This window comes from Xenorhabdus szentirmaii DSM 16338 (genome assembly GCF_002632585.1).
Taxonomy (GTDB): domain Bacteria; phylum Pseudomonadota; class Gammaproteobacteria; order Enterobacterales; family Enterobacteriaceae; genus Xenorhabdus; species Xenorhabdus szentirmaii.
In genome coordinates, this window is the sequence record NZ_NIBV01000004.1 from 87,998 (window position 1) to 109,448 (window position 21,451).

Here is a 21,451-nt window from a genome sequence, read left to right on the forward strand (position 1 = left end):
TTTCCCTCAACAAGCGGAAGAATGAAGGTTTTGGACACTTTCAATAGATGAGTAGTTCACCGTTTTGAAAGTATTAAGATCGTTGTGACCGGCTTCATCAACCAGAACTGACAGATCATCAAACTTACGTACAAAGCCCGAAATTTTGTTACCGCTATTTGTCACAATTTCAATCGGTACATTGTGGAATTTCAGCCACGAAAGGCGCGATTTAATAATTTCGTAATCGTGATTCATTTCTCTTTTTCCTTTAACATTAATCCATTATTGGATATTGTCATTTCCAAACAGGGCTTCTATAAAAACTTAGAGGCTTTCCTGAATTCGTTAGGGAACTGGTCTACGAAAATTTGCTGATCAAGATACTCAAGTGTGAAAACAGCCGAGAAAATCAGAAAATGTCGTTTATCAGGTCGTGTGTCCGTAATTTGCCCCATCACATACTTTCTGTGAGCATCTTGGATTTCATCACCCGAATAGTTGGCTTTTTTGAAATAATCCAACTCAGAGCCATTCAGTCGGGTTTCCTTACGCTTCTCGTTTCTCTCCGTGAAAATCTCCAATAAATCGTCCTGCCACAAATGATGAGGGCGCGGTAATTCACCCCACTCGCACTTTGCCGCTATCGACAATATGCTCATAATGAAATAGCCATATTCGACACCAAGCTCATCCGCCTTTTGTCTGGCTTTCCATAGTGAAGTGATATTTGATTTAGACAGATTAATAAACGGACAACGTTTAAGCCCCGTCTTAAATGGCGCCTTGCGAAAATCCTCCCTGCCGTGTCTCAGCATAATCTGCGAGTATTCACGTTTATAGGCTTCTGCAAATAAGATGGTAGCGTCCATAGGGTGCAGATGCCGGTAGTCAAACCATTTGCTATCAAACAACGCTAATTCTTTGTTAGCGCGTGACAGACCAACGTTATCAACCGTCCACTGGTCTTTGTCTTGTGCCGTCCATGAGAGCATAAATTCCTGCGGGTCACCCTCTTTAATGAAATAATCCAATATTAGGCACATAGATACATTTAACCTTTTACTACATAAGTAAATAAGTACTTTTTATAACAGCGAAAGAAACGAAAATCAATTCCGCTGAGAAGGTGTAAGTAAGAAAAAATGATAAAAAAAAGAGAGCAATACAAATGTCGTGCTCCCATAAGATATATATATAGATTTTGGTATTAAACAAACAACCAAAACAAATTAAGGATCTCAATGATACCGCCTAACGTAGTATTCTCAAATAGATTTAAAATTCCTATATAAGAACTCTATTAATAACTATGAGAGCACGGTAGCTGTCATTAGTGGTAGGCGGATATTCAATCCTAAAAAAAATCAATGTATAATATGCTTATAGATTGTCCAACATGTGGAGGGCAATATGGAACATATCAAATCAACAAGGGAACTCTCTAAGATGCCGTTTATTATTGGTGATGCGGATTTCAATAAAAAACTACGCATGCCGTCAAAGAACGTAGAACACACTCAATCGTTTTTAGATAACGGTGTGACAGACTACACTTTGCCTGAATATGTCGTGCCGCACGGCTATCGCTTGGTCAAATCTTTGAAGAAAGATCAATTCCGTATGATCGCAGACGGCAAAGAACCAGAAACCGTTTACCTTGTTGAAGTATTTTTCCGAGAAGATATTGTTGTCGGCAAAACAACTTGTACCCAAATCAAAGTATGGCGTACTGTTTCGGCTAAACATCAGGAAGTCGTATCCGGTTTCCCGAAGACATTCTTTAAGCACCTTTTGATGAACCACAACATCGTCGTGACCGACGAGCAACAAACTGGTGACGGTAAGCGCTTCTGGGAAGCAATTATTTCTTGGGCGCTGAATATGAAATACAATGTTTACGCCTCAGATGGCACACAAGAAGATAGACCATTAATTATCATTAAGACTATGGATGAATTTTACGACAAATGGGATGAATTTTGTTGGGGACACGATCCTGAAGTTCACACCCACCGCCTTGTGGTTATTAGTAGAACGCCTCTGGTTTAAAATCCCCAAATAGGGGTTCTAAGTGGGGAAGAAGCTCAACAGAACGATTTTAGCGTAATCCATGCTGCTCAACAATGGCTGCCAATTGAGAGACAAAAAATTGGACGGTTCCGATTTATTCCCCAACGTTGAACCTTATCGGGGGATGGGCAAAAATAGCCACGTCAGTATGACAGTCACAGGGGCCATCCATCTGTTTCTTCCGCCTGTTTGAGGGGCCTTAGCTGACCTTTTGTTACCTGTTCCGCAAGCGTGAATGTGTAGTGCCCCAGCATGGGAGTCCGTCAGTAAGGGGGGAACTGAGAGCTTTCAATGAAGATTTGTAATATATTGATTAGTAATATAATGGCTATTTAAATTGACCACTTAATGGCGATTACTGTTCCGCTGCTCCTCAAACCCCTATTTTCATCTCGCGAGATAGCCTAAGACCGGCTTCTTAAGACTCATCCGAAATACCTCAAAACCCATATTACATAAATTAAATTTAACTGATATTCTTGTAAAATACCTCTTTAACCCCATCGACTGTAAACATACATAAATTTTTCCGATAAAATACCGATAAGTAATTAATCAAAGCAGGCTTGCGAAAAAAAGGGAATTCAGCACGTTGCCCAGAGTGAACTAGCCACGTTTATCAAAAATTGAATATCGAAAAAGGAACGATGTGAAAACCTTTGAACACTATTTTCAACACGAGATCGCATATCTTCGCGCACTACAACGATTGATTAGCCAGGAAAAACCCCATCTGGCCGATATCCTCAATGGGCAAGATCCCGATGTGGAAAGAATCAGCGAAGGCTTTGCATTTTTAACCGCACGTCAGCATCAAAAAATTGATGATGGTTTTCCGGAAATCACCCGCCCGACATTGCAAAGCTTACGCTCTCAGACCATTAAAGGCATACCAACTACCAGTGTCATGCAACTACACAGTGGGATTGGCGCAGACTCCGCCTGTTCAGTACCGAAAGTCAGTCAAATGACGACTGAGGCTGAATGCATCTTCGTGACCAGTCGGCAATGCGACATCGAACCGCTGGCACTGATCCGGCGAGAAATCTCTTATCAAGCAAAAGAAACCCAGCTCAAACTGACCTTTCAATATACCGGCAAGGATGACCATTGGCTTATCAACCCCATTAGCCTGTTTCTCAGTGCAGATAACACCGTGGCGGACAGCCTGATGCTGGCGTTGAGGCAATATGCCTATGACATTCGGTTATACCGGGGAGAAACGTTGTGTCCGATGGACGGCATTCGTCTGGAACCGTTGCAGGGGACATCGCGTTTGATCCTGTCTCCCCCGCAAAAGTCAGGAAACTGGGCACCGCAATTATTGTTGGAATCCCTTTATCTGCCGCATGTCCACCACTTTATGACATTGGTTTTGCCCACTTTCATGCAAGACCGTTTATCAATGGCAGAAACCAATGAATTTACCCTTACCATTCAGCTTAGTTGCGAGCTGGATGTGTCTGAAGCGCAAATTGAGCAGGCTTTTCACCTTCATTGTGTCCCGGTCTTCAACCGACAATCGCTGAGGTTAACAATCCCCTTTACGCCGGACAGTGCCCGTTACTGTTTACCCATCGAGAACGGGATACTGGATGTTGTGGGGGTGGAGTTGGAGCAAGAGCCGGGGGAAGCCCTGCACCGCGGCCAGACATGCCAATTCTACCCCACCAGCGTGTTGACGGGGATGGAGCGTTACCCTGATGATGAACCGGCGTGGTTCTATTCACTGGAAACGAGTGTTGATGCGTTGGGCAGGTTGCAACATGAACTGGTGTTTCGCGATAACCGAAACCAATTAATGGCATCACCACCCGCGCATAAATTTGTTTGTCATTTCATGACCTTTGAGCTTCAAGCCCCGCCATTATCGCCCGGGGAAATCTGTTATGCCGATGAAAACATCCCGGATGATTTTCACATCAAAAACCTGACCACCGTCTCATCGCCTTATCCGCCGTTCACCAATAACCACCATTACTGGACATTATTGTCACACTACTCCGCCAGTCCCTTTTTACTGTATTCGGCGGAGGCGCTTAAGCATTTGTTGCTGGGGTACGATCTTTATGCCGATAAAGACAGAAACCAGAGCCGGAGGCTGCGGCGCCTGATCGGAGGCATTGTGACTGTGGAGTCTGTCTCTGGTGACAGGCTCGTGATGGGAGTTCCCCATCGTTGCCTGTTTGTTGATTTGACACTGGATAATACGGCTTATGAATCTGAAGGCGAGTTATTTGGGTTCGCCAATACCCTGTTTCAGTTTTTACCCTTTTGTCTGGCACAAGATATGCGGATGTTAATGAAATGCCACACAACATCGGGGGAAACCTATGTTTTATCTCGGTATCCTGTACAGGGATACCGTCCGTTAATGTGAAAATAAGGACAGACAGTAATGGATGGTTTAGTGTTTACCTGCCAGATAGGCAGATTGCCGCCGGCCACCTTTCAGGTGGTGAATTTCCAGTTACAGGAGCATTTATCACAGCTTTTTCACCTTAATCTGACCGTGATCAGCGCGCTAAATGACATCCCTTTGCGTGAACAACTTGATCGTGAAGCATCATTAACGGTGATCCGCAATGGTGTCGTTGAACGTACCATAAATGGCATCATTGTGGGTGCAACACAAGGGAATACAGACGGCAGGCAGACTTATTACACCTTTATCTTGCGGCCGGAAATGTGGCGGATGACGCTCAATCAGGACAGCCGTATTTTTCAGCGCCAATCCGTTCCCGAAATTCTCACGCAGTTGCTGAAAGAGCATCGAATTAAAGCCGACAGCCAGTTTTATGATAGCCATGGGTATCATGCAAGACGGGAATATACGACCCAAAAACGGGAATCGGCCTATGAGTTCTGGAGCCGTTTGGCGGCGGAAGAAGGCATTATCTTTTGGTTTGAAGAAGACCAAATGTTCTTCAGCAATAGCCACTTGGGAATGACGGCGGGTCTCCCGTTAACCTATAACCCGCAGCCGGATACTGATGATACCGACGCGACCGTCTGGCAATGGCAATACGGGGAATACCTGTGCCCGGATGAATACCGCCATAAAGACTATAATTTCCAGCGACCTTCCCAGCCGATGCTTACCCAAAGTACCTTGGAGCAAGCGGGCAATCATGCCGTGTTCGAAAGTTACGGGCGGTTCCAGTGGAGTAAGGAAGGCCAACCATTGGGGGACATTTATCTTAACCAGTTGAACAGTGAAAGTAAGATCGGCTCTGCGCAAAGCAACTGTATCAAGTTACGTCCGGGTAAAATATTCACGCTCAACGCCCACCCCGCGTTATCCATGAATGACCGCTGGCAGGTTGTCAGTATTACGCACACGGGGTCGCAGCCGCAGGCCGCAGGGATCGGCGGGGAAGGCACGACCTTAACCAGTAATATGACCTTTATCCCTGGCCGCGATGACTGGCGGCCACCGTACCGTTACAAACCCTTGGCCGATGGTGATGAATTGGCAACCGTGGTTGGGCCAGAAGGTGAAGAGATTTTCACCAACGAGTACGGGGCGATTAAAGTGCATTTTCACTGGAACCGCTACGACAAGCCGGGGGATGGCTCTTCGTGCTGGATACGGGTTGCCCAGGGCTGGAACGGCAACGGTTTTGGCTTTATGGCCATTCCCCGTATCGGTCAGGAAGTCATCGTTTCTTACCTGAACGGCGATATTGACCGCCCCATTGTGACCGGCTGCAATTACAACGGGCGCAATAGCCCGCCACTGGATTTGCCGGCACAAAAAACCCGCACAACGTTCAAGACTCATACACATAAAGGTGAAGGCTTTAACGAATTACGCTTTGACGATGCGAAGGGCAGCGAAGAAGTCTATATCCATGCCCAGAAAGACATGAACACCAAAGTGCTGAACAACCGCACGACGCAGGTTGATATGGATCATGAAGAGCGGATAGGACAAGACCAGAAATTGACGGTGGTACGGGATCAATTTGAGGAAATCCAACGCAGCCGTCAAACCCTGATCAAACAGGATGACGACGAGTCCGTTGCCGGTCATCAAACTTTACGGGTTGAAAAAAATCAGTCCACCACCATCACCGGGCAGCAAAGCGTCAACGTCGGTAAAAGCCAGTTGCTGGAAATCGCAGATAACCAGGAAATCAAGGTGGGGAAGCATATTGTGCTGCAATCTCAAAGCGGGCAAATCACGATAGGCAATGCTGGCGGCCAAATCATTATTGATCCGACAGGGGCTATCACGATTTCCGGCACCTCCATCTCAATGACGGAGCACGCGGCCGGGAAAGCCGGCAGCCAGGCACTGTTTGATTATGCTGGTCGATTTATTCTGACCAACAGCAAGAACGGGAATAAGCCACTGGGCAATACCCTGTATGAGATAAAAACCCCATCGGGGGTAGTATCCGGGCGTACCGATGCGTTTGGGCGTACAGCCATCGTACAGACGCCACAAGCGGATACGCTGGAGTTCAGCATCCCCGAAGAAAAAAAGGTAAAGAAAACCGAAACGCTTTACCACGTGGGGGATAATCAACCCGTGGATTACATCATGGAATTTAAGGAGGAATAACAATGGCGGAAAAACCTCAACAATTAAAACCAGGCACCATGTGCCCAGCTGTCACCTCAGTCAATTGCCGAATGGAGCAGATTGAATTCCCCAAAGATGAAGACCAATGCTACCTGGCAAGAAAAGCGGCGTTAGCCATTTGGGCACCCAAGATAAGTTTCAAAAAAGGAAAATCCATCTCCCTCAGACAGGCGACGCTGAGCCAGTTGATTAAAGTAGAAGAAAATGCGTCTGATTGGCAATGGCAATATAAAGCAGAAGTAAGTTTTTACATGAGAGGGAGAAAGAAAACGCCATTGCCTAAACTCGCGACAAGTGCAGGCAAAAAGAGGCTTTATGCAGGTAACTTACCCCACTCTGGAAGCTGGTTTTTAAATTTGTCTAAGCAAGACATCATCAAACATGGTATTACAGGTTTGCGGCGACCTGATATTGTTTTAGTCAAAAATAAGCAGTTTCGCTGGCCGGGGCGTGACGCTCAATATCTTGATGGCTCCGTACATCCCGATAACCTGAAAGTGCTGATTGAAGTAAAATTTCCGGGAGACTCTTTATCAAAAGGACAAAAAAGAGATTATCCCCTCATTGCTGGTAAAGATCGCTTTGGTCTCTTTGTGGTTGAAGATAACCGGGATTCAGAAGAATGGAAAAATCAGTCAGCAGAAGCCAAAGCCGCTGAGATGGATTACATAAAAAAACATATGGCGTTGTTTGGTGGCTTATTTCCGCCGATTGACGGTAGTAATCGCCCTCCATCACCCGCACCAGCACCTGAAGTTAAACCGACACCACCCCCATCCTCTCCATTACCTATTCCGACCCACACAGGAATGGTCAGGTATATGCCGAAAAACCTCCCGCTGGTAAGTGAAAAACCGTGGCAGCATAAACCCATGTTCAGTATCTGGATGGCTTTATCGCATGATCAAACCGTTCCCGCATTAATCACGCCCCCTGATGAATCATCATTTTGGGAACAAGTCGAAGCATTTTATGATCAGGGTGTACAATTAGTGAAAGACGGGTTTACCTATACCAAGGATAGGGTTGTCCGAAGTTGGGAATGGACATGGGATTTAACGGCCAGTGGAATTAATTACCTCACGGATAAAACACGTGAAGCCTTGGCGGCTTGCGGCGCCTGGTTTCGTGAATCGGGGAAATGGATAGCGGATGAAATTATTGATCCAGTAACCAACAAGCTGAGCTATGCCATACATTGGGTGAGTGAAAAAACAGGGGAAATCGTTCGCCTTACCGAAGAAAAAATCACGGAAGCGGTGGAGATGCTATACCAAAACACGGACTTGACCATTGAAGCATTAAAACACGTCGATTGGTATCAGATAGCGGCTGATTTGGGCAATGGAACCGTTGAATTAATGGTAAAAATCGGCGAAGAAATCGTTACCCTGATTGAAACCATTGTCGTTGTCGCTGCTATTGTTTTACTGGTTGGCTTAATCATTTGGGTGGGGAGTATTGTCGGCGGTGTCGCGTCGGCGGTATGGGCGATGTTGACCGCCGCAGCAGCGGGGATGGTCGCATTAACCGCGGCAACCGCATAATAAAGAAAAAGGATCATTATGAATCAAGACGCTTACTTCGAGCATATCAAGGCACAGTTAACCAACTTTACCCTGCAAAGCGAACGCGATGTGACCGTGTCACGTTTAGGATTGGCCATCACCCTGTTTTTCAAACAAGGGTATACGCGAGAAAAAAAGGAGCGTATTCTCGCCTGTTTTCGACGATTTCGAGAAATGTACGGCGACAGATTACGATTCCATGCCCACGAATTTAAAGGGCTAAAGAAGTTTTCAGCCGAAAATATTGAAAAGGTAGAGCAGCTAATTTTAAAAGCTGACAACGGGATATTTGTAGGTAATAAGATATGCAGTTGGGATGTCAGTGATGCGAAAAATGCTGATGACGCGCCTCAATACAGGATGCATTATATTGATACGTGGGAAACTGATGGTAATGAGGCAAGCTCCTATTTATCTCTGGTATTACCGTGGGATCAGTTGGCAACAGATAAAGGGCAAACGGAATTTAACGAATGGCTGGCCTTTCTTTGTGAACAACTCAATCCCGATAGTGGGGAATGTGGTTACACATTAGTATTACCCCTAGACTATGAAATATACATGCCCCTAGAATATCAGCTTGCGATCCGTTATCCAACGATGCAGGTTAATTCTAATGTTTTTATCGACACCATGTATTTTTTTAATTCCATACGCAGTATTGACTGGATAACTTTGCTGTCACATCGCTTTATCAAGCGGTTGGGTGGTGAACAATGGGTAAGAAAAAAATTATCAGCCTATCCGGATATCGCCATTACTGAATACGGCAATGGACTGATAATTCGCGCCGGCGAATACCCTGATTTGACCCCATTACCTGCCAGTGTGCCTGAAAGTTATATTGCGATTAATGAGTTAATTCGCCCTATACGTTATACCTTAAAAGATGAAGGTTACTCTTTACATACCTATGGTGAAGGCCATTTCACAGGTGAAACCAGTGCCCTCTGGTATGCCCGTTATGACCGTGGCGCGTTACAAGTAGAGCCACTAATGGCGGGTGAGCCTGCCAGGGTGGATGGCTACTGGACAACCAAAGGGCGCGAAGGGCTGGAGAACGTCATCCTGCAAGGGGATATTGCCCCGGATGTTGAAGGCAATTCGCCGGGTACAACCGTGTGGCGTTTGGTGCGTCAGATTAAGCATGACGACATGAAAGATCTGAAAGAGCTAGAGGCACAACAAAATGCGGGCCACCATTGACGGAAAGAAGATCATCCTGAAAGGGGACACCACAAATACGGGCGGTACGGTGCTGACCGGTTCAGGATTAACTAAGCAGGGTGAACCCGTGGCTTGTGTGGGGGATGACGTATTTTGTCCTGCGTGTAAGGGCACCGGCACTATTGCTGAAGGTTCCTCACTGACGGTGATTCAGGGGAAGGCGGTGGCTTTGGAAGGGCACAAGGTAGATTGCGGCTGTCCCTCTGGCTGTACCCTTGTTGCTGGGGGATAATAAAATCTCACAGGCGGTAGAATGGCTATCGCCTGTGAGTGACACAATTAATGGTCAAAAAATCAGCTATTCTTGTCTTCAGTTGATGATTGAAGTAAGCGAAAAGTTCATTACAAATAGTATTCACCCTTTTCTGTAGCAAATAGGTATCAGCCGTAGTCATTATTTTTCCTCTCTTAACGATGAGATTAAAGTATAGACACCGAAAAAGAACGAACGCTGTTTGTTCGATAAAAAATCTATAATATTTACGGAATCTTTTTATCCAACTCACTGATTAAATCTTTAATCTGCTCTGGGTTCGTCTCCAAACTCAATTCTAATGCAGCCTTAATATCACCAAACGGCAATGATGCTAAGGTAACTAACGCGGCTCTGAACACGTCTGAACGGCTTAAATTGGCTCGTCTTGGAACGACTCGTAATAGATCAACAAGTTCATGGTATTCGTCTTCCATTGAAACGGTGCGGCTTTTGATTACCTCATCGCTGTTTTTACGACGACCGCGCTGTTTAACCGTTTTTTCTTTCAATGAGGAATTGCTCAAAAATTCCTGTCTTGCTTCTTCACGATCTTGCTTTGCAAGCCCAGCCATAGGGTTCTTAGCCATCTACCTTTTCTCCATATACAAATTCTTTTACTAACAATTCAATTTCTTTCTCAGCTTTTTTGTCGCGTTCTGTTTTTGGCAATTCAAAAATAGTGCGGCCGGCTTCTTCCGCATCGTCATAAACATTGCGGGCATAGATGTTGGTACTTAGAGCTGACATACCGAAGGTTTCACACACGTCTTTTGAAAACTGGATTCTTGAGAACTGGTTCGGCAATGACGGGCATTGGTTCATGACAACACGAACCTTTAATTCTTCATTCAGTATTTGGGCTTTTTCGACAATGCGATCAAGTGCCGCTAGTGAGCGAACGTCACGGCGCTTAGGACGGATAGGCAACAATAAATGAGTGGCACAAAGCATTGCTTCACGCTGTACCTCTGAGTCAAAACCTCCAGCGTCAACGACGATATAATCATACTGATCTTTAATACCATTGAGGTATTTGATCACGTTGTCGGAGCGATAGTGATAGGACAGTTTTTTAATATCCTCTCCCGCAGGCGTGCTTTCACGATCCTGACACCACTGATAGGTGGTTTTTTGGATGTCAATATCGAGAAGGTGTACTTTTTTACCGACCTTAACTAGCATGAAGCCAGCAATTTGTTGTGCAATCGTACTTTTGCCGGGACCGCCTTTACTACCACCCACCAGTATGATTTTTGCGTTCTTACTCATGGTATTTGCCTTATCTGTTTTAGGATTATTCACGTACCGCGTTTATTGTTTTATATAAGATACCTTTGTTGTTTTCAAATTGGAAGAAAACCTATAAATAAAAGCATTTAAAAAAATATATTATTTTTTTATTAATATTGTTTAGATAAATGAGAAAAGGCGACTACTTGTCGCCCTTCCTCCAACCACAGAGCCTGTGACCTATCAAATTGTGAGTGAGTATTTCTCTTGCGGTAAAGTCAGTTAAAGTATCCTCTGACCCTATGTATACTGGGGAAGCAGTTTCGCAGAACGCGGGGGAAGTGTTGGCAATGTTATTTACGCATCCAATCGTTGCGAAGCTCATCAATAACAGCAATGCTACTTTTAGAATGAACCTCATGCTCAACCTCACTCCTTGCATCAAGCGTGACTTTAAGCCGCTCAACTTCATCTTTGCGGCGTTTAATTTCCATCGATTTTCTTACTGCTTTGCCGCCCAAATGATATGCGGAAAAGAGGAGAGCGATAACAGCCAAAGCAGTGTATAAAAATGCTGTCAGTTTATTCAATTTATTTCCACCTTACATAGCGTCAGGAAAAGAATAGGAAAGTTTAACAAAATATGACCTTCCAATACTCTGTATTACAATCCAAACATAATTAACCCAACTCGTTACTCAATACCTTGTTTAAAACGTTTGATCTGCGAATATGAGATAACACACGCTACAGCAATCGTTGCAATCCCGAAGATAATGCGAGCCACTGAACCACTGGATAAATGGCTTTCTGACTTAACTAGCGCGTCAGAAACTTGCGGCATGACTTCGGCAATCTGACCTATTCCCAAAGATGCCGCAACTGTTGCGCTGGCGGTTTCTTTTGTCACAGGCACCTTAGCGACCGTTTTGGCTTTCTGTACGATACCGGCGCGACGTAAGCCTTCGTCGATCACTTCGCGGCTATACCAGCTATTAATTGTTTTCAACCCACCCCGACCATTTTCCTGACGAATAATAGCCTCCACCAGTGGACGAATAATTTCATATTTATGGAGATCAATATTCTGATCAGGACATACACCAACCGTCTTACTAACAAATTGAATGTAGATTTCGGTATGATTTTCGACAACAGGTGCCCAACGTTCGATGATTTTACGAACCGTATCGATACGTGTGCCATTGGCCGTTTTACGTTTGTCATGGTAGGTAATCAACGTCACGGTCAAAGCGCGAATGCCGTAAGCCGAATCTACAAATGAACAAAATCGTTTGTCTTGAGGAGTCTTGGTTAACCCCTGCCACGGCGACCCCATCTCAAGATTGCCGGGATTGTTGTTACGTATTCCACGAGGTAATCCTTTACCAGCCATCGTAACTCTCCTTAGTTACCAATACCGTTCTTTAAGCCCCATGCCGCCAGCCCGAAAATAAGTGCAACGACAACGATAGAACCGATTTTTGACAGAATTCCTCCGTAAAATCCGCTGGATAGGTTATCCAAACGAACAAGGAGTTTTTCTAAATTTGCGTGTTGGATACTGTGTTGTGCCGCGGTCATATCGCCAAAATAGGCTTTAAGGTGGCGTTCAACTTCCTCACCCACTTTGTCTTTTAATTCCTCGCGCAAGTCGGTAGCGATTTCCTTTGCAACCACTCTTGCGATGCGATCAATGATCTCTGGTGTTAATTTCCCCACCTCGTTAGCCATTTTAACCTCCATGTATTCGGCAATCGGTGTGGGGATTTTATAACATTTATTAACTTAATATGTAAGCAATTACCTATTATTTTTCAGCGCATCAACCTGTTTTTGCAGGTCTTTTACAGATTCAACCAATAATCCTATGACACTGTTATAGTTCAAACGCAACAAACCATTTTCATCTTTAGTCACTGCTTCCGGCAATATATCTTGAACTTCCTGAGCAATAAGGCCGGCAGAACGGCTACTATTGTTGTTATCATCAGATATGGTGTAAGTATAACCACTTAATTTTGACAGTTTTTCGCTTGCATCACTGATTGTTGCAATATCTTTTTTGGCTCGTTTATCTGATCTGATATAGACATCGTTAAAATTGCCATTACCTCCACAGTAAAACGATCCATCAGTACGCATTTGCCAGTCGCCACCATTAACACCGTTGTTAAACATAAGATGACTGCCAGAATCTTTATAAATATATCCATCAACTTGTGAACCATTATTAAATATAATATGGCGACGACCATTTCCTTTAAAAAGTAAATTGCCATGTATCTCGCCGCCAGATTTTTCTAAATAACGGCCGTCAGATTCACCTTTGGTATAACTGTCACCTCTATTAGCGTAATTACCTTTTGGCTGATATTTATTGTCAGATTCGCCTTTAGTATAGCTGTCTCCTTGAAGAGCAAATACACCTCCTCTCCCTGGATGGTGAATTTCACCCTTCCAGACACCACCCTGTTGTACTGTCCATCTCCAAACTCCATCTGCTTGAAAAAAGAAACTTTGGTTATTTACGGCTCCAGTTATGACATTTGGCGCTCGCACTTCGCCACTAAAAGTATGGGAAGCGGCATTGGCATAATTTCCTTTGGGTTGATATTTATTGTCAGATTCATCTTTTGAGTAAGCGTAATTCTCTAATGCAATCACACCGGTTTTTTGAGGCAACGCAGCAACAAAAATATTAGCGCCATCTTTTTCACGATAGATAAAGTTTAGTGGTGCGCCACCGTGAGGGGATGTTTCAATAACAGCATAGCGGCCATCAGGCTTGGTTAACTTAACCCCGGTATAATCATTACTCCATGATGCCGTTAAATACCCAACCTTAAGCTCTTCTTTCGAGTTTTTTAAGGCATATTTACCGTCAGATTCACCTTTGGAGTACGCGTCTACGTCACTCGCAGAAGGTTTATTTTTAGTTGTATAAAACTCTGTCCAAGGCTCTTCAAACCCATAACCATCCCTAGCCGAACGATAGGCTATGCTATTATTCTTATATACTGATTTTAACTGAAGTGACGGTGTACTAAAGCCTGATGTCCCCATATTAAAATGAACAATAATTTGTGTATGGCCACCGTAATTTGCATTATATATACCAGATGCCGCATTCCACGGGACGTTATCCTTTGAAACAGTGTCCTTTAATCCTCTATGAAACGCACCAACATCAGCCGCATTCAACGTAATATCTGATAACAATGATTTTCCATTAATTTTTCGGCTATTAGAGACGGTGTTCTGATCGATTGCATAATCACCTTTCGGCTGGTATTTGCCATCTGATTCACCTTTGGTGTAATGCTCTTCTAATATGGCGGCAGTTCCCGATTTTTTGGGGTGTTTGAATTCGCCAACATAGCGATCTCCGAGATTAGCCAGCCAACATGCTTCGCCATTTTTGGGTTCTATCCATGTTCTATCTTTACCCCTAACCCCCGAAACAAATCCGGGTCCATATAGATTTGTATCAATCGATAAATTCCCGCGTTCGTCGACTGCTGAGGCCAAAACGTAATTGTATGTCTTACCTTCTAACACCCCTTCAGGCAAGGTTTCCAGCGGTGTTGATAATTTCCCTACATTTAATACTGTGACGTTGGTCTGCTGTACATTACAAATCAAATCAAATGGATAAGCACCAAAATGAACATAAACATCATATTCATCATCTTTAGTATTGATTGTTGCCACATTATTTGCAGCGCCATTATTTGTTCTATAAAGAGAAGCATTAATGCCTTTGGGATAACCATTACCAGACCGCAAAACAATTTCAGACATGGCAGTTTGTTGATAAGCCCCAACATTATAGCCACTCCCACCCACCAGCTCTATACGTATAGTACTCGGTTTACCCGGATGTTGAGGCATAACTACCTCGGCTATTTTTGTCCAAGTAGGTTTATCCGATCCTAGAGATATTGCAAGAGTCTTCCCTTTGAGGAGATCTTCTTTTATTTGTGCGGCAAGTGTTGCTCTATTGGCTGCATCCAACGCCTTGCTTTCTGAGGCTGCGGCTAATTCCGCTTTTTTGGTTGCCAAAGTAGCGGCTTCTTGTGCTGCATTTATTGATGACACCGCTACGTCTTCCGATGCTTTTGCTGATGCCTGAGAGACGGACGCCAGTTGTGCTGAATGTGTGGCGTTAGTTTCGGAGACTTTTGCAGCATCTTGCGAACTTTTGGCTGCATTGGCTGCATTGAGTGCATTAGCTTCTGAGGCTTTTGTGGTAGCTTCACTCGCCTTTGAATTAGTTTCAGATAATTTTGCAACTTTAGCTGCATTATCAGCAACTTTTGCATCATTCCCCAATTTCGCAAGAGTATTCGCCGCATCTTTTGCCGAATTTTCAGCTTCGAATTTAAATAATTCGGCATTACCTTCTGAAACTCTAGCGTTTTTCTCTGATGTAGCAGTATTAGTTTCTGATAATTTGGCGTTAGATTCGGACGTTTTCGCCGATTTTGCAGAAATTGAAGCATTAGACTCAGAAATCGCCGCACTAGTAGCTGCACCGATAGCTTTATTGGCTTCTTGTTCAGCCTTATTAGCAGAAGAAAAGGCATTGGAGGCAGATTTAGCGGAGGCATATTTAAATGATTCAGCATTGGTTTCAGAGGCTTTTGCTGCTATTTGCGAACTTGATGCTTGTTTGGCTTTTTCAGTCGCGGAATTTTCTGAGGCTTTAGCGTTATCTTCTGATAAATTAGCACTAACTTCGGATGATTTCGCATTCGTTTCCGAGGTCTTGGAGGCAAGTTCAGATAATTTGGCTTCTTTAGCTAAATTAGCCACATTAGTTTCGGAAATCTTTGCAGCCAATTGCGAGGCATTTGCTTCTTTAGCTGAATTAGCAGTGTTATTTTCTGATGTCTTAGCTGCAACTTGTGAAGATGCAGCATCTTTAACTGAATTAGCTGCATTGGTTTCAGATGTCTTAGCATTATTTTCTGAAATTTTTGCCGACGATTGAGATGAGGATGCCGCAATTAGGGAATCTTTCACTGCTTTCGCAGAATTAGTTGCCTTTTCTTCACTAGCTTGAGCTGCTGTTTGCGATTCTTTTGCTGCTTTCGCAGAATTAGCTGCATTTGCCGCTTGATGTCCAGCATCAGTAATCAACGCCCTATTTTTATCAAACCACCCAACGCGAGTTTTGTGCGCTGCATAGATAGTTTCTAGTGAATCAGCTGTAAATTTAGTACCATCATCTCGGATAATAACGACTGGTGACGGCGAAGTTAACCAGCGTCGAATCTCACGGAAATCTGTAGATATTGATTGCAATAATGCCGAGAATCGTGCACTAAACTGCGATAAATCCCCTTCATAAGTGGTAATAATACGACAAGGTTGATCCTTGATCGAACCTCCCTTATAAGCCTCAGTTAATGTGAGTTCTGTATCACTTTGAACACTTTCGATCTCATATAAAAGGTTGTCGGAGCCAATAAGTACCATGCCTGGCATAACTCCATATTTTGCCTGCGACCAAGAAGTGCCAACACCTTTAACTTTTTTGCTTTCTTTCTCAAAAGAATTAGTACCTTCCCTGTACCACATTCCATGTCTCCTCATTCAAATGGATATTAAGTATTTAGATACCTATTATTTAAGCAGTATTATCACACACAATAATGCCATTTACAGCAAACCAAGCCTAACTCGCAAAACCCCCTTTTCGTCATAAACATCAATGCGATTGTTGGAAATGTTTAATCGACCTTGTCCAGACGTTTGGCCGTTCATCTCCAACTGTCCATTCTTACCTAATCTCCAGCCTGTTCTTCCAGATGAATAGTTGTCAGATTGTAGATCACCAACTTTACCACTGCTTATTGAACCATTTTTTATATAAGCGGCATTCATGTAGGTAACGCCGTTCTCGACAACAAACGGAGTGGTCACAACACTGTTGTTTACGTTAACTAAACCAAACCGATCAGCCTGAACGAGAAATTGTGAAACCGTGTTATTTACTCCTAATGCTAGGCCAGCTGCATAGTTTTTTCCGTCTTTGGTGGTCTCTATTTTCAGATTCCAAGAGGCAGAAATTTTCCCATTAATCTCGGCTACTGCTTTTGTAGTTTGCTGAACAATAACAGTGTTTTCATTTAGGTTCGCTTGAACAGTGTCTACACGCTTACCAAGTGCTGAATCGCCGTTAGCACGAGCCGACTGTTCTGATTTTACAGCCGCCTCGTTAGCGTTAGCCTTCGCCAAAACCTTAGAGATTTCCCCTGCTAACGCTTCATCTTTTGTAGTTCTAGCATTTGCTTCATTAGCAACCGCACTGGCAATATCTTTGGTCGTTTTCGCACTTAAGGAATAGACTTGGGTTGCCAAACTTTCATCAGCGGTTGTACGTGCGTTTTTCTCCGCCAACACTGCCGCTTCAATATCCTTGCTAGTCTGTGCCTTAAGGTGTTCAACACTTTGAGCCAGAGCGCTATCTTTGGTAGCACGAGTACTTTTTTCCTTGTCAAGTTGAGCCTTGATATCTGTACCGACTTCACTTCTCAATTGGGTGATTTGTTTAGACAATGCTTCATCTGCATTTGCTCTTGTCTGCTTTTCCTCACTTAACTGCGCCTTGATGTTTTGGTTTACTTCGCTTTTAAGTTGTGTAACCTGCTTAGACAATGCCTCATCTGAATTTGCCCGTGTTTGCTTTTCTTCATTTAATTGGGCTTTGATGTTTTGATTGAACTCTGCGGTCATTGTTTCTATTTTTTGAGACAATGCCTGCTGTCCATCCACTATGACTTTCTGGTCAGTAAATATCTTGGCGTTGGTTTCACGTTGTTCCCTAACTTCTTCTTCACCTTTTAACGCAGTATCAATAGCTGCCTTAGCCACAGCTTCAACAGAACCAGAAACGCGAGCGATTGTCTTTTCGGCACCAATAACCGTAGATTCAGCCCGCTTAATGACTGCGTCATGACTGTTTATCTTTGTTTCAATCAACTCAACTTTTTCAGTTGTCGCTTTGTCACCTTCAATACGAGCATTTTTTTCTTCGAGTAAGACGGTTTCTATATTACCTTTTACCGTTTGAATCGCCTCTAACGTTGAAGCGAACTTCTTATTTTGCTCATCGACAGTATTTTTGATTTTGGTAATCTTAGATGCATTGTCACCTGCATCTTGCAGGGCTTTTTTAGCATTCTCTTTTACCGTTTCAACGGAAGAATTTAGACTCTCTTGAGAAACCTTAATTTCACCCGTTATTTTGCCAATCTCATCAATTTTCTTATCTGATTCATCCACTAAATCTTGAATCGCATCAATCTTTGTCTCCGATTTACCAATCAAATCATGTATTGCATCAAGATCTCCTTTGGCAGCTTTAGTGTCGATTTCTTCTAATAACTCTTTACCGAGTTCGCTTGAAGTAATTTTATTCTTCAAAAAGGACAGAACATCCTTCGTGGCTGCCTGCGTACCTAAATTAGAGTTTACAAGGCTTAACATACCTCGTTTGTTGATCGCCCTAACCCAATAGAACCATGCTATGTCATCATCCAGACCTGAATGTGTAAAGGTTGTTGATGGAATCTTTGCCAGCAAACTCGCTGTTTCTAAGTTATTTGTTTTTGAACCATAAACGTAAATCGTATCTAGATCGATTGAGTCTGGATTTACCCAAGTCAGCACAATTTGTCTGTAATCACCAACAGCAACCAGATTTTTAGGTGCTCCGGGAGGCATCAAAGTACCTAACGTTTTGTAAACAGTCACTAAGGTTTCTGTTCGTCTGCCAGTGATTGAAATTGCAAATACTTCAATATCATAATTAGCATTGTCTGCAACATTTAGAATTTCACATTGGTTATCGGTAACTTCCATGAGAATCCAATTGTCTATTACATCACTGCGGCGATAACGGACAACATATTTGGGGGAACGCCCTTCCCAAGATACAATCAGTTTCACCGCCAAATTACCGGGTGATGAAAGGTAAGTTGTTTCCATCACCTGCAAACCAACCGGTTTGCTGAAAGTCGGATCTAAGACGCTTGATTTAGGTGGAATGAGGATTGCACCACGGTCAATCGCTTCAAACTTAGACGGGTTGTGCTCAACACCGGTGATCTCAAACGTGCCTTTTTCATCGCTCTCTTTCACACTCAGAACACGAATTAAAACGGGTTCTAAATCAGGTTCAGTAACCGTCCAAACACCCATTTCTACAGGTTCATCACCTGCCTTAATGGGTTCTTTAAATGTTACAATCTGATATTCGCCAGCCAGTTCAAGCAAGTTGCGATCTATCATACGGCTGTCAGCCGTTAAAAATGTGATAAACGCCCCTTCTTTATCGAGCCTTACTGATGCATCCAGTGTTATGCTATTTTTGGTAAAAGACTTAATACGACCCGAATTACGCTTACCGGAGCGATATTTATCTTGTAATTTTACCAATTCACCGGGAACCAGAAACGAACTATCAATCCCTGCTTTGAAGATAACAACATCTGTCTCCATTTTCGCAGTGTAAAGCAGCCACAGCCCCGTTCTGTATGCTTGCCCTCGGCTGGTACACCCAAACGCCAGTGATTCCGTTTTACGGATGCCAAAGCGCTTCTTGGCCTCCTCGTCCTCGATGTATTCAACATTTTGTTTGTAAAGGTCATCTTTGTCGTTATAAGTAACAACGGCAACGGTTGGACGATCTTTTCGTGAAGACCCCTTACGAACGACTTTATCGATGATATTTGCTGCCGAAAACTGCATAACAGGTGTAGCTGGACTGTCTTGTCGGAGATTGATCATACCGCCAGCCCAAAACACCATGCCCCGGAATACTGATGCAATGTCAGAGATGACCTTATACGCTTCCTGACGGCTTACAATCACGGTATTAATCGTGAACCGTTTTTCCATCCCACCGAAGCCATCAGGAACTTCTTGATCACAATAGCGCCCTATCTGATAGAACTGTCCTTTGTCTATCATCGATTCATTAACGAAATTCCCTAGACCATATCGTTTATTGATAAGTAAGTCGTAGAGAATCCATGCAGGGTTAGATGACACCTGAATATCAAAGCCACCATCCCAGTCACCTTGGTAGGTGTTATCGGTAGGAAGATAGTTTGAAGGAACCCGAATTTTCATCCCCGAAACAAGGTATGAGCGGCGAGGCATATTCCCGCCAAATTCCCGTGAATCAATGGTGATCCCAACAATCGCACTGTTAGGGTACGCCATTTTTGCAAATACGATTTCTCCGTAGGATGCCACTACGGTTTTGTTATGCAGATAATCGCTATTGGTATCGGGTGTAAATCGAACGATCCGAATACGGTAGTTTTTGCCGGGTTTAGGCAAGTCAATAAAATATTCTCTCTGGAATTTACCGCTCGATTTTTTGGCAACTGTAATTATATTATCTTCATGGCCTAACGGAATTACAGGCTTAAACGAATTATCGCCTATGGCTAATTGAAACTGGAATTTCACTTCCGCCCCATTTATGTCTCCGTTTTCTTTGTCAGTCGAGGTTATACGGGGAAATTCCATAATGATCCGCACGCGATCGGCATCATCATTGTCAATTTGCAACGTTTTAGGTTTAGTTGTTTTAAGCTCTGTTGCAACATTATAAGGGGTTTCAATGTCGCCAAAACCATCTATTGGGGCTTGGTTTTGCTCTCCCCTCCTTTCCCAAAACTTCACTCCATTGAAGTTTGATGAGCTGTCAGGATTCAACAAAGGTACATTGTCCAAGAAAATAGACTGGCCGCCATTTTTCAGACCACCAATTGCACCTTCGCCCAACAGATCCAATATTGAAGCGAGTGTTTTAGATTCAACGTTGTCGGGCGCTTCAACTGACTGCCTGGGGCTGTCGTTGTTCTCGCCACCACCAGCCCCCGCTATGATCACTTTTTCTTTTTTCACCGCAATCTCCATATCACAGTTATTAGGTATTTATCAACTTATTATAATGAATTAATTTATAGACGAATACAATTATGAAACTATAAATAAATAGTCTATGTTTCAGTACGATAGAACGAAAAACACCGTTAGTCAGTGATTACATCACGGTAAAAGAAATAGAAATGAATTTTATAATATTACAAAAAGAGGCTTTAATTAGCCTCTCAAGTTACTGACAAAATGCTGGCTTTTTATCTGGCACTTTGTCAGTAACCTGAGCTGGAAACATTTCCGGCTTTATATTCAACAACCTCTCAAGGATATTTCTCCACCAATATAAGGTGTAACTACACCATTAATATCAAGAAGTAATGCACCTTGTTGGTCAATTCCTCGGGCGATTCCGCAAGTTTCTTGATCACCAATAATTAATTTCACAGGGCGATTAATAAAATTATCTAATTCAAACCATCTCGAAATAAAAGGAGATAACCCTTCTTTTTCAAACTGCACGAGCGCTTTTTTAAGTTCAATGATGATTTCAGCAACTAATTTATTCCGCTCAACTGTCATGCCTGTATGCAATAAACTGGTTGATTTTTGATTAATTATTTT

15 protein-coding genes and 1 pseudogene are annotated in these 21,451 nt (G+C 43.3%); 6 read left to right on the forward strand and 10 right to left on the reverse strand.

Translation table 11 applies throughout. The features are described from left to right. Positions 1–6: 6 nt before the first annotated feature. On the reverse strand, positions 7–237 hold the full coding sequence (locus Xsze_RS20600) for an RNA chaperone Hfq (RefSeq protein ID WP_099139177.1): 231 nt from the start codon (positions 235–237) through the stop codon (positions 7–9). A gap of 59 nt (positions 238–296) precedes the next feature. Then, on the reverse strand, positions 297–1,025 hold the full coding sequence (locus Xsze_RS20605) for a hypothetical protein (RefSeq protein ID WP_038234149.1): 729 nt from the start codon (positions 1,023–1,025) through the stop codon (positions 297–299). A 367-nt stretch (positions 1,026–1,392) separates the two neighbouring features. Here Xsze_RS20605 and Xsze_RS20610 point away from each other — a divergent pair, with 367 nt between their 5' ends. The 6 genes from Xsze_RS20610 (at position 1,393) to Xsze_RS20635 (ending at position 9,670) form a co-directional block, all read left to right on the forward strand. Continuing rightward, entirely contained in the window at positions 1,393–2,031 is a 639-nt protein-coding gene (locus Xsze_RS20610) for a hypothetical protein (RefSeq protein WP_038234152.1), read from the forward strand. A gap of 670 nt (positions 2,032–2,701) precedes the next feature. Beyond that, positions 2,702–4,432, forward strand: coding sequence for a type VI secretion system baseplate subunit TssF (locus tag Xsze_RS20615; protein ID WP_071991733.1), 1,731 nt, complete (start codon positions 2,702–2,704; stop codon positions 4,430–4,432). Between the two features lie 18 nt (positions 4,433–4,450). After that, entirely contained in the window at positions 4,451–6,622 is a 2,172-nt protein-coding gene (gene tssI / locus Xsze_RS20620) for a type VI secretion system tip protein TssI/VgrG (RefSeq protein ID WP_038234154.1), read from the forward strand. 2 nt (positions 6,623–6,624) lie between these two features. Beyond that, a complete protein-coding gene (locus tag Xsze_RS20625) occupies positions 6,625–8,190 on the forward strand; it encodes a VRR-NUC domain-containing protein (RefSeq protein ID WP_038234156.1) in 1,566 nt (521 codons plus the stop codon). 18 nt (positions 8,191–8,208) lie between these two features. Then, positions 8,209–9,417 (forward strand): type VI immunity family protein, encoded by a 1,209-nt coding sequence (locus Xsze_RS20630; RefSeq protein WP_038234159.1) that lies wholly within the window; start codon positions 8,209–8,211, stop codon positions 9,415–9,417. Beyond that, a complete protein-coding gene (locus tag Xsze_RS20635; protein ID WP_038234162.1) occupies positions 9,401–9,670 on the forward strand; it encodes a PAAR domain-containing protein in 270 nt (89 codons plus the stop codon). Before Xsze_RS20630 ends, Xsze_RS20635 begins: the two co-directional genes overlap by 17 nt. Before the next feature lie 248 nt (positions 9,671–9,918). Here Xsze_RS20635 and Xsze_RS20640 read toward each other — a convergent pair whose 3' ends face one another. The 8 genes and pseudogenes from Xsze_RS20640 to Xsze_RS20675 form a co-directional block, all read right to left on the reverse strand. Continuing rightward, the gene (locus Xsze_RS20640) at positions 9,919–10,281 is read right to left on the reverse strand and encodes a hypothetical protein (protein ID WP_038234164.1); all 363 of its coding nucleotides are present in this window, start codon (positions 10,279–10,281) and stop codon (positions 9,919–9,921) included. After that, the gene (locus Xsze_RS20645; protein ID WP_038234166.1) at positions 10,274–10,963 is read right to left on the reverse strand and encodes a division plane positioning ATPase MipZ; all 690 of its coding nucleotides are present in this window, start codon (positions 10,961–10,963) and stop codon (positions 10,274–10,276) included. Before Xsze_RS20645 ends, Xsze_RS20640 begins: the two co-directional genes overlap by 8 nt. Positions 10,964–11,277: 314 nt before the next feature. Further along, entirely contained in the window at positions 11,278–11,514 is a 237-nt protein-coding gene (locus Xsze_RS21925; RefSeq protein WP_051462263.1) for a hypothetical protein, read from the reverse strand. A 104-nt stretch (positions 11,515–11,618) separates the two neighbouring features. Continuing rightward, positions 11,619–12,320, reverse strand: coding sequence for a membrane protein (locus Xsze_RS20655; RefSeq protein WP_038234171.1), 702 nt, complete (start codon positions 12,318–12,320; stop codon positions 11,619–11,621). A gap of 11 nt (positions 12,321–12,331) precedes the next feature. Continuing rightward, complete coding sequence (locus Xsze_RS20660) at positions 12,332–12,658, reverse strand: hypothetical protein (protein ID WP_038234173.1); 327 nt, start codon at positions 12,656–12,658, stop codon at positions 12,332–12,334. 69 nt (positions 12,659–12,727) lie between these two features. Further along, positions 12,728–16,510, reverse strand: coding sequence for a tail fiber domain-containing protein (locus tag Xsze_RS22490; protein ID WP_051462264.1), 3,783 nt, complete (start codon positions 16,508–16,510; stop codon positions 12,728–12,730). Positions 16,511–16,591: 81 nt separating this feature from the next. Next, on the reverse strand, positions 16,592–20,854 hold the full coding sequence (locus Xsze_RS20670; protein ID WP_339352212.1) for a TipJ family phage tail tip protein: 4,263 nt from the start codon (positions 20,852–20,854) through the stop codon (positions 16,592–16,594). Between the two features lie 285 nt (positions 20,855–21,139). After that, positions 21,140–21,451, reverse strand: a pseudogene (locus Xsze_RS20675) (bifunctional biotin--[acetyl-CoA-carboxylase] ligase/biotin operon repressor BirA); the annotation flags it as partial.

What these genes read in the sequence shown, in the direction of transcription:
- Xsze_RS20600 (WP_099139177.1), bottom strand. Translation starts at nt 237, where the DNA reads ATGAATCACGATTACGAAATTATTAAATCGCGCCTTTCGTGGCTGAAA.
- Xsze_RS20605 (WP_038234149.1), bottom strand. Translation starts at nt 1,025, where the DNA reads ATGTGCCTAATATTGGATTATTTCATTAAAGAGGGTGACCCGCAGGAA.
- Xsze_RS20610 (WP_038234152.1), top strand. Translation starts at nt 1,393, where the DNA reads ATGGAACATATCAAATCAACAAGGGAACTCTCTAAGATGCCGTTTATT.
- tssI (WP_038234154.1), top strand. Translation starts at nt 4,451, where the DNA reads ATGGATGGTTTAGTGTTTACCTGCCAGATAGGCAGATTGCCGCCGGCC.
- Xsze_RS20625 (WP_038234156.1), top strand. Translation starts at nt 6,625, where the DNA reads ATGGCGGAAAAACCTCAACAATTAAAACCAGGCACCATGTGCCCAGCT.
- Xsze_RS20630 (WP_038234159.1), top strand. Translation starts at nt 8,209, where the DNA reads ATGAATCAAGACGCTTACTTCGAGCATATCAAGGCACAGTTAACCAAC.
- Xsze_RS20635 (WP_038234162.1), top strand. Translation starts at nt 9,401, where the DNA reads ATGCGGGCCACCATTGACGGAAAGAAGATCATCCTGAAAGGGGACACC.
- Xsze_RS20640 (WP_038234164.1), bottom strand. Translation starts at nt 10,281, where the DNA reads ATGGCTAAGAACCCTATGGCTGGGCTTGCAAAGCAAGATCGTGAAGAA.
- Xsze_RS20645 (WP_038234166.1), bottom strand. Translation starts at nt 10,963, where the DNA reads ATGAGTAAGAACGCAAAAATCATACTGGTGGGTGGTAGTAAAGGCGGT.
- Xsze_RS20655 (WP_038234171.1), bottom strand. Translation starts at nt 12,320, where the DNA reads ATGGCTGGTAAAGGATTACCTCGTGGAATACGTAACAACAATCCCGGC.
- Xsze_RS20660 (WP_038234173.1), bottom strand. Translation starts at nt 12,658, where the DNA reads ATGGCTAACGAGGTGGGGAAATTAACACCAGAGATCATTGATCGCATC.
- Xsze_RS22490 (WP_051462264.1), bottom strand. Translation starts at nt 16,510, where the DNA reads ATGTGGTACAGGGAAGGTACTAATTCTTTTGAGAAAGAAAGCAAAAAA.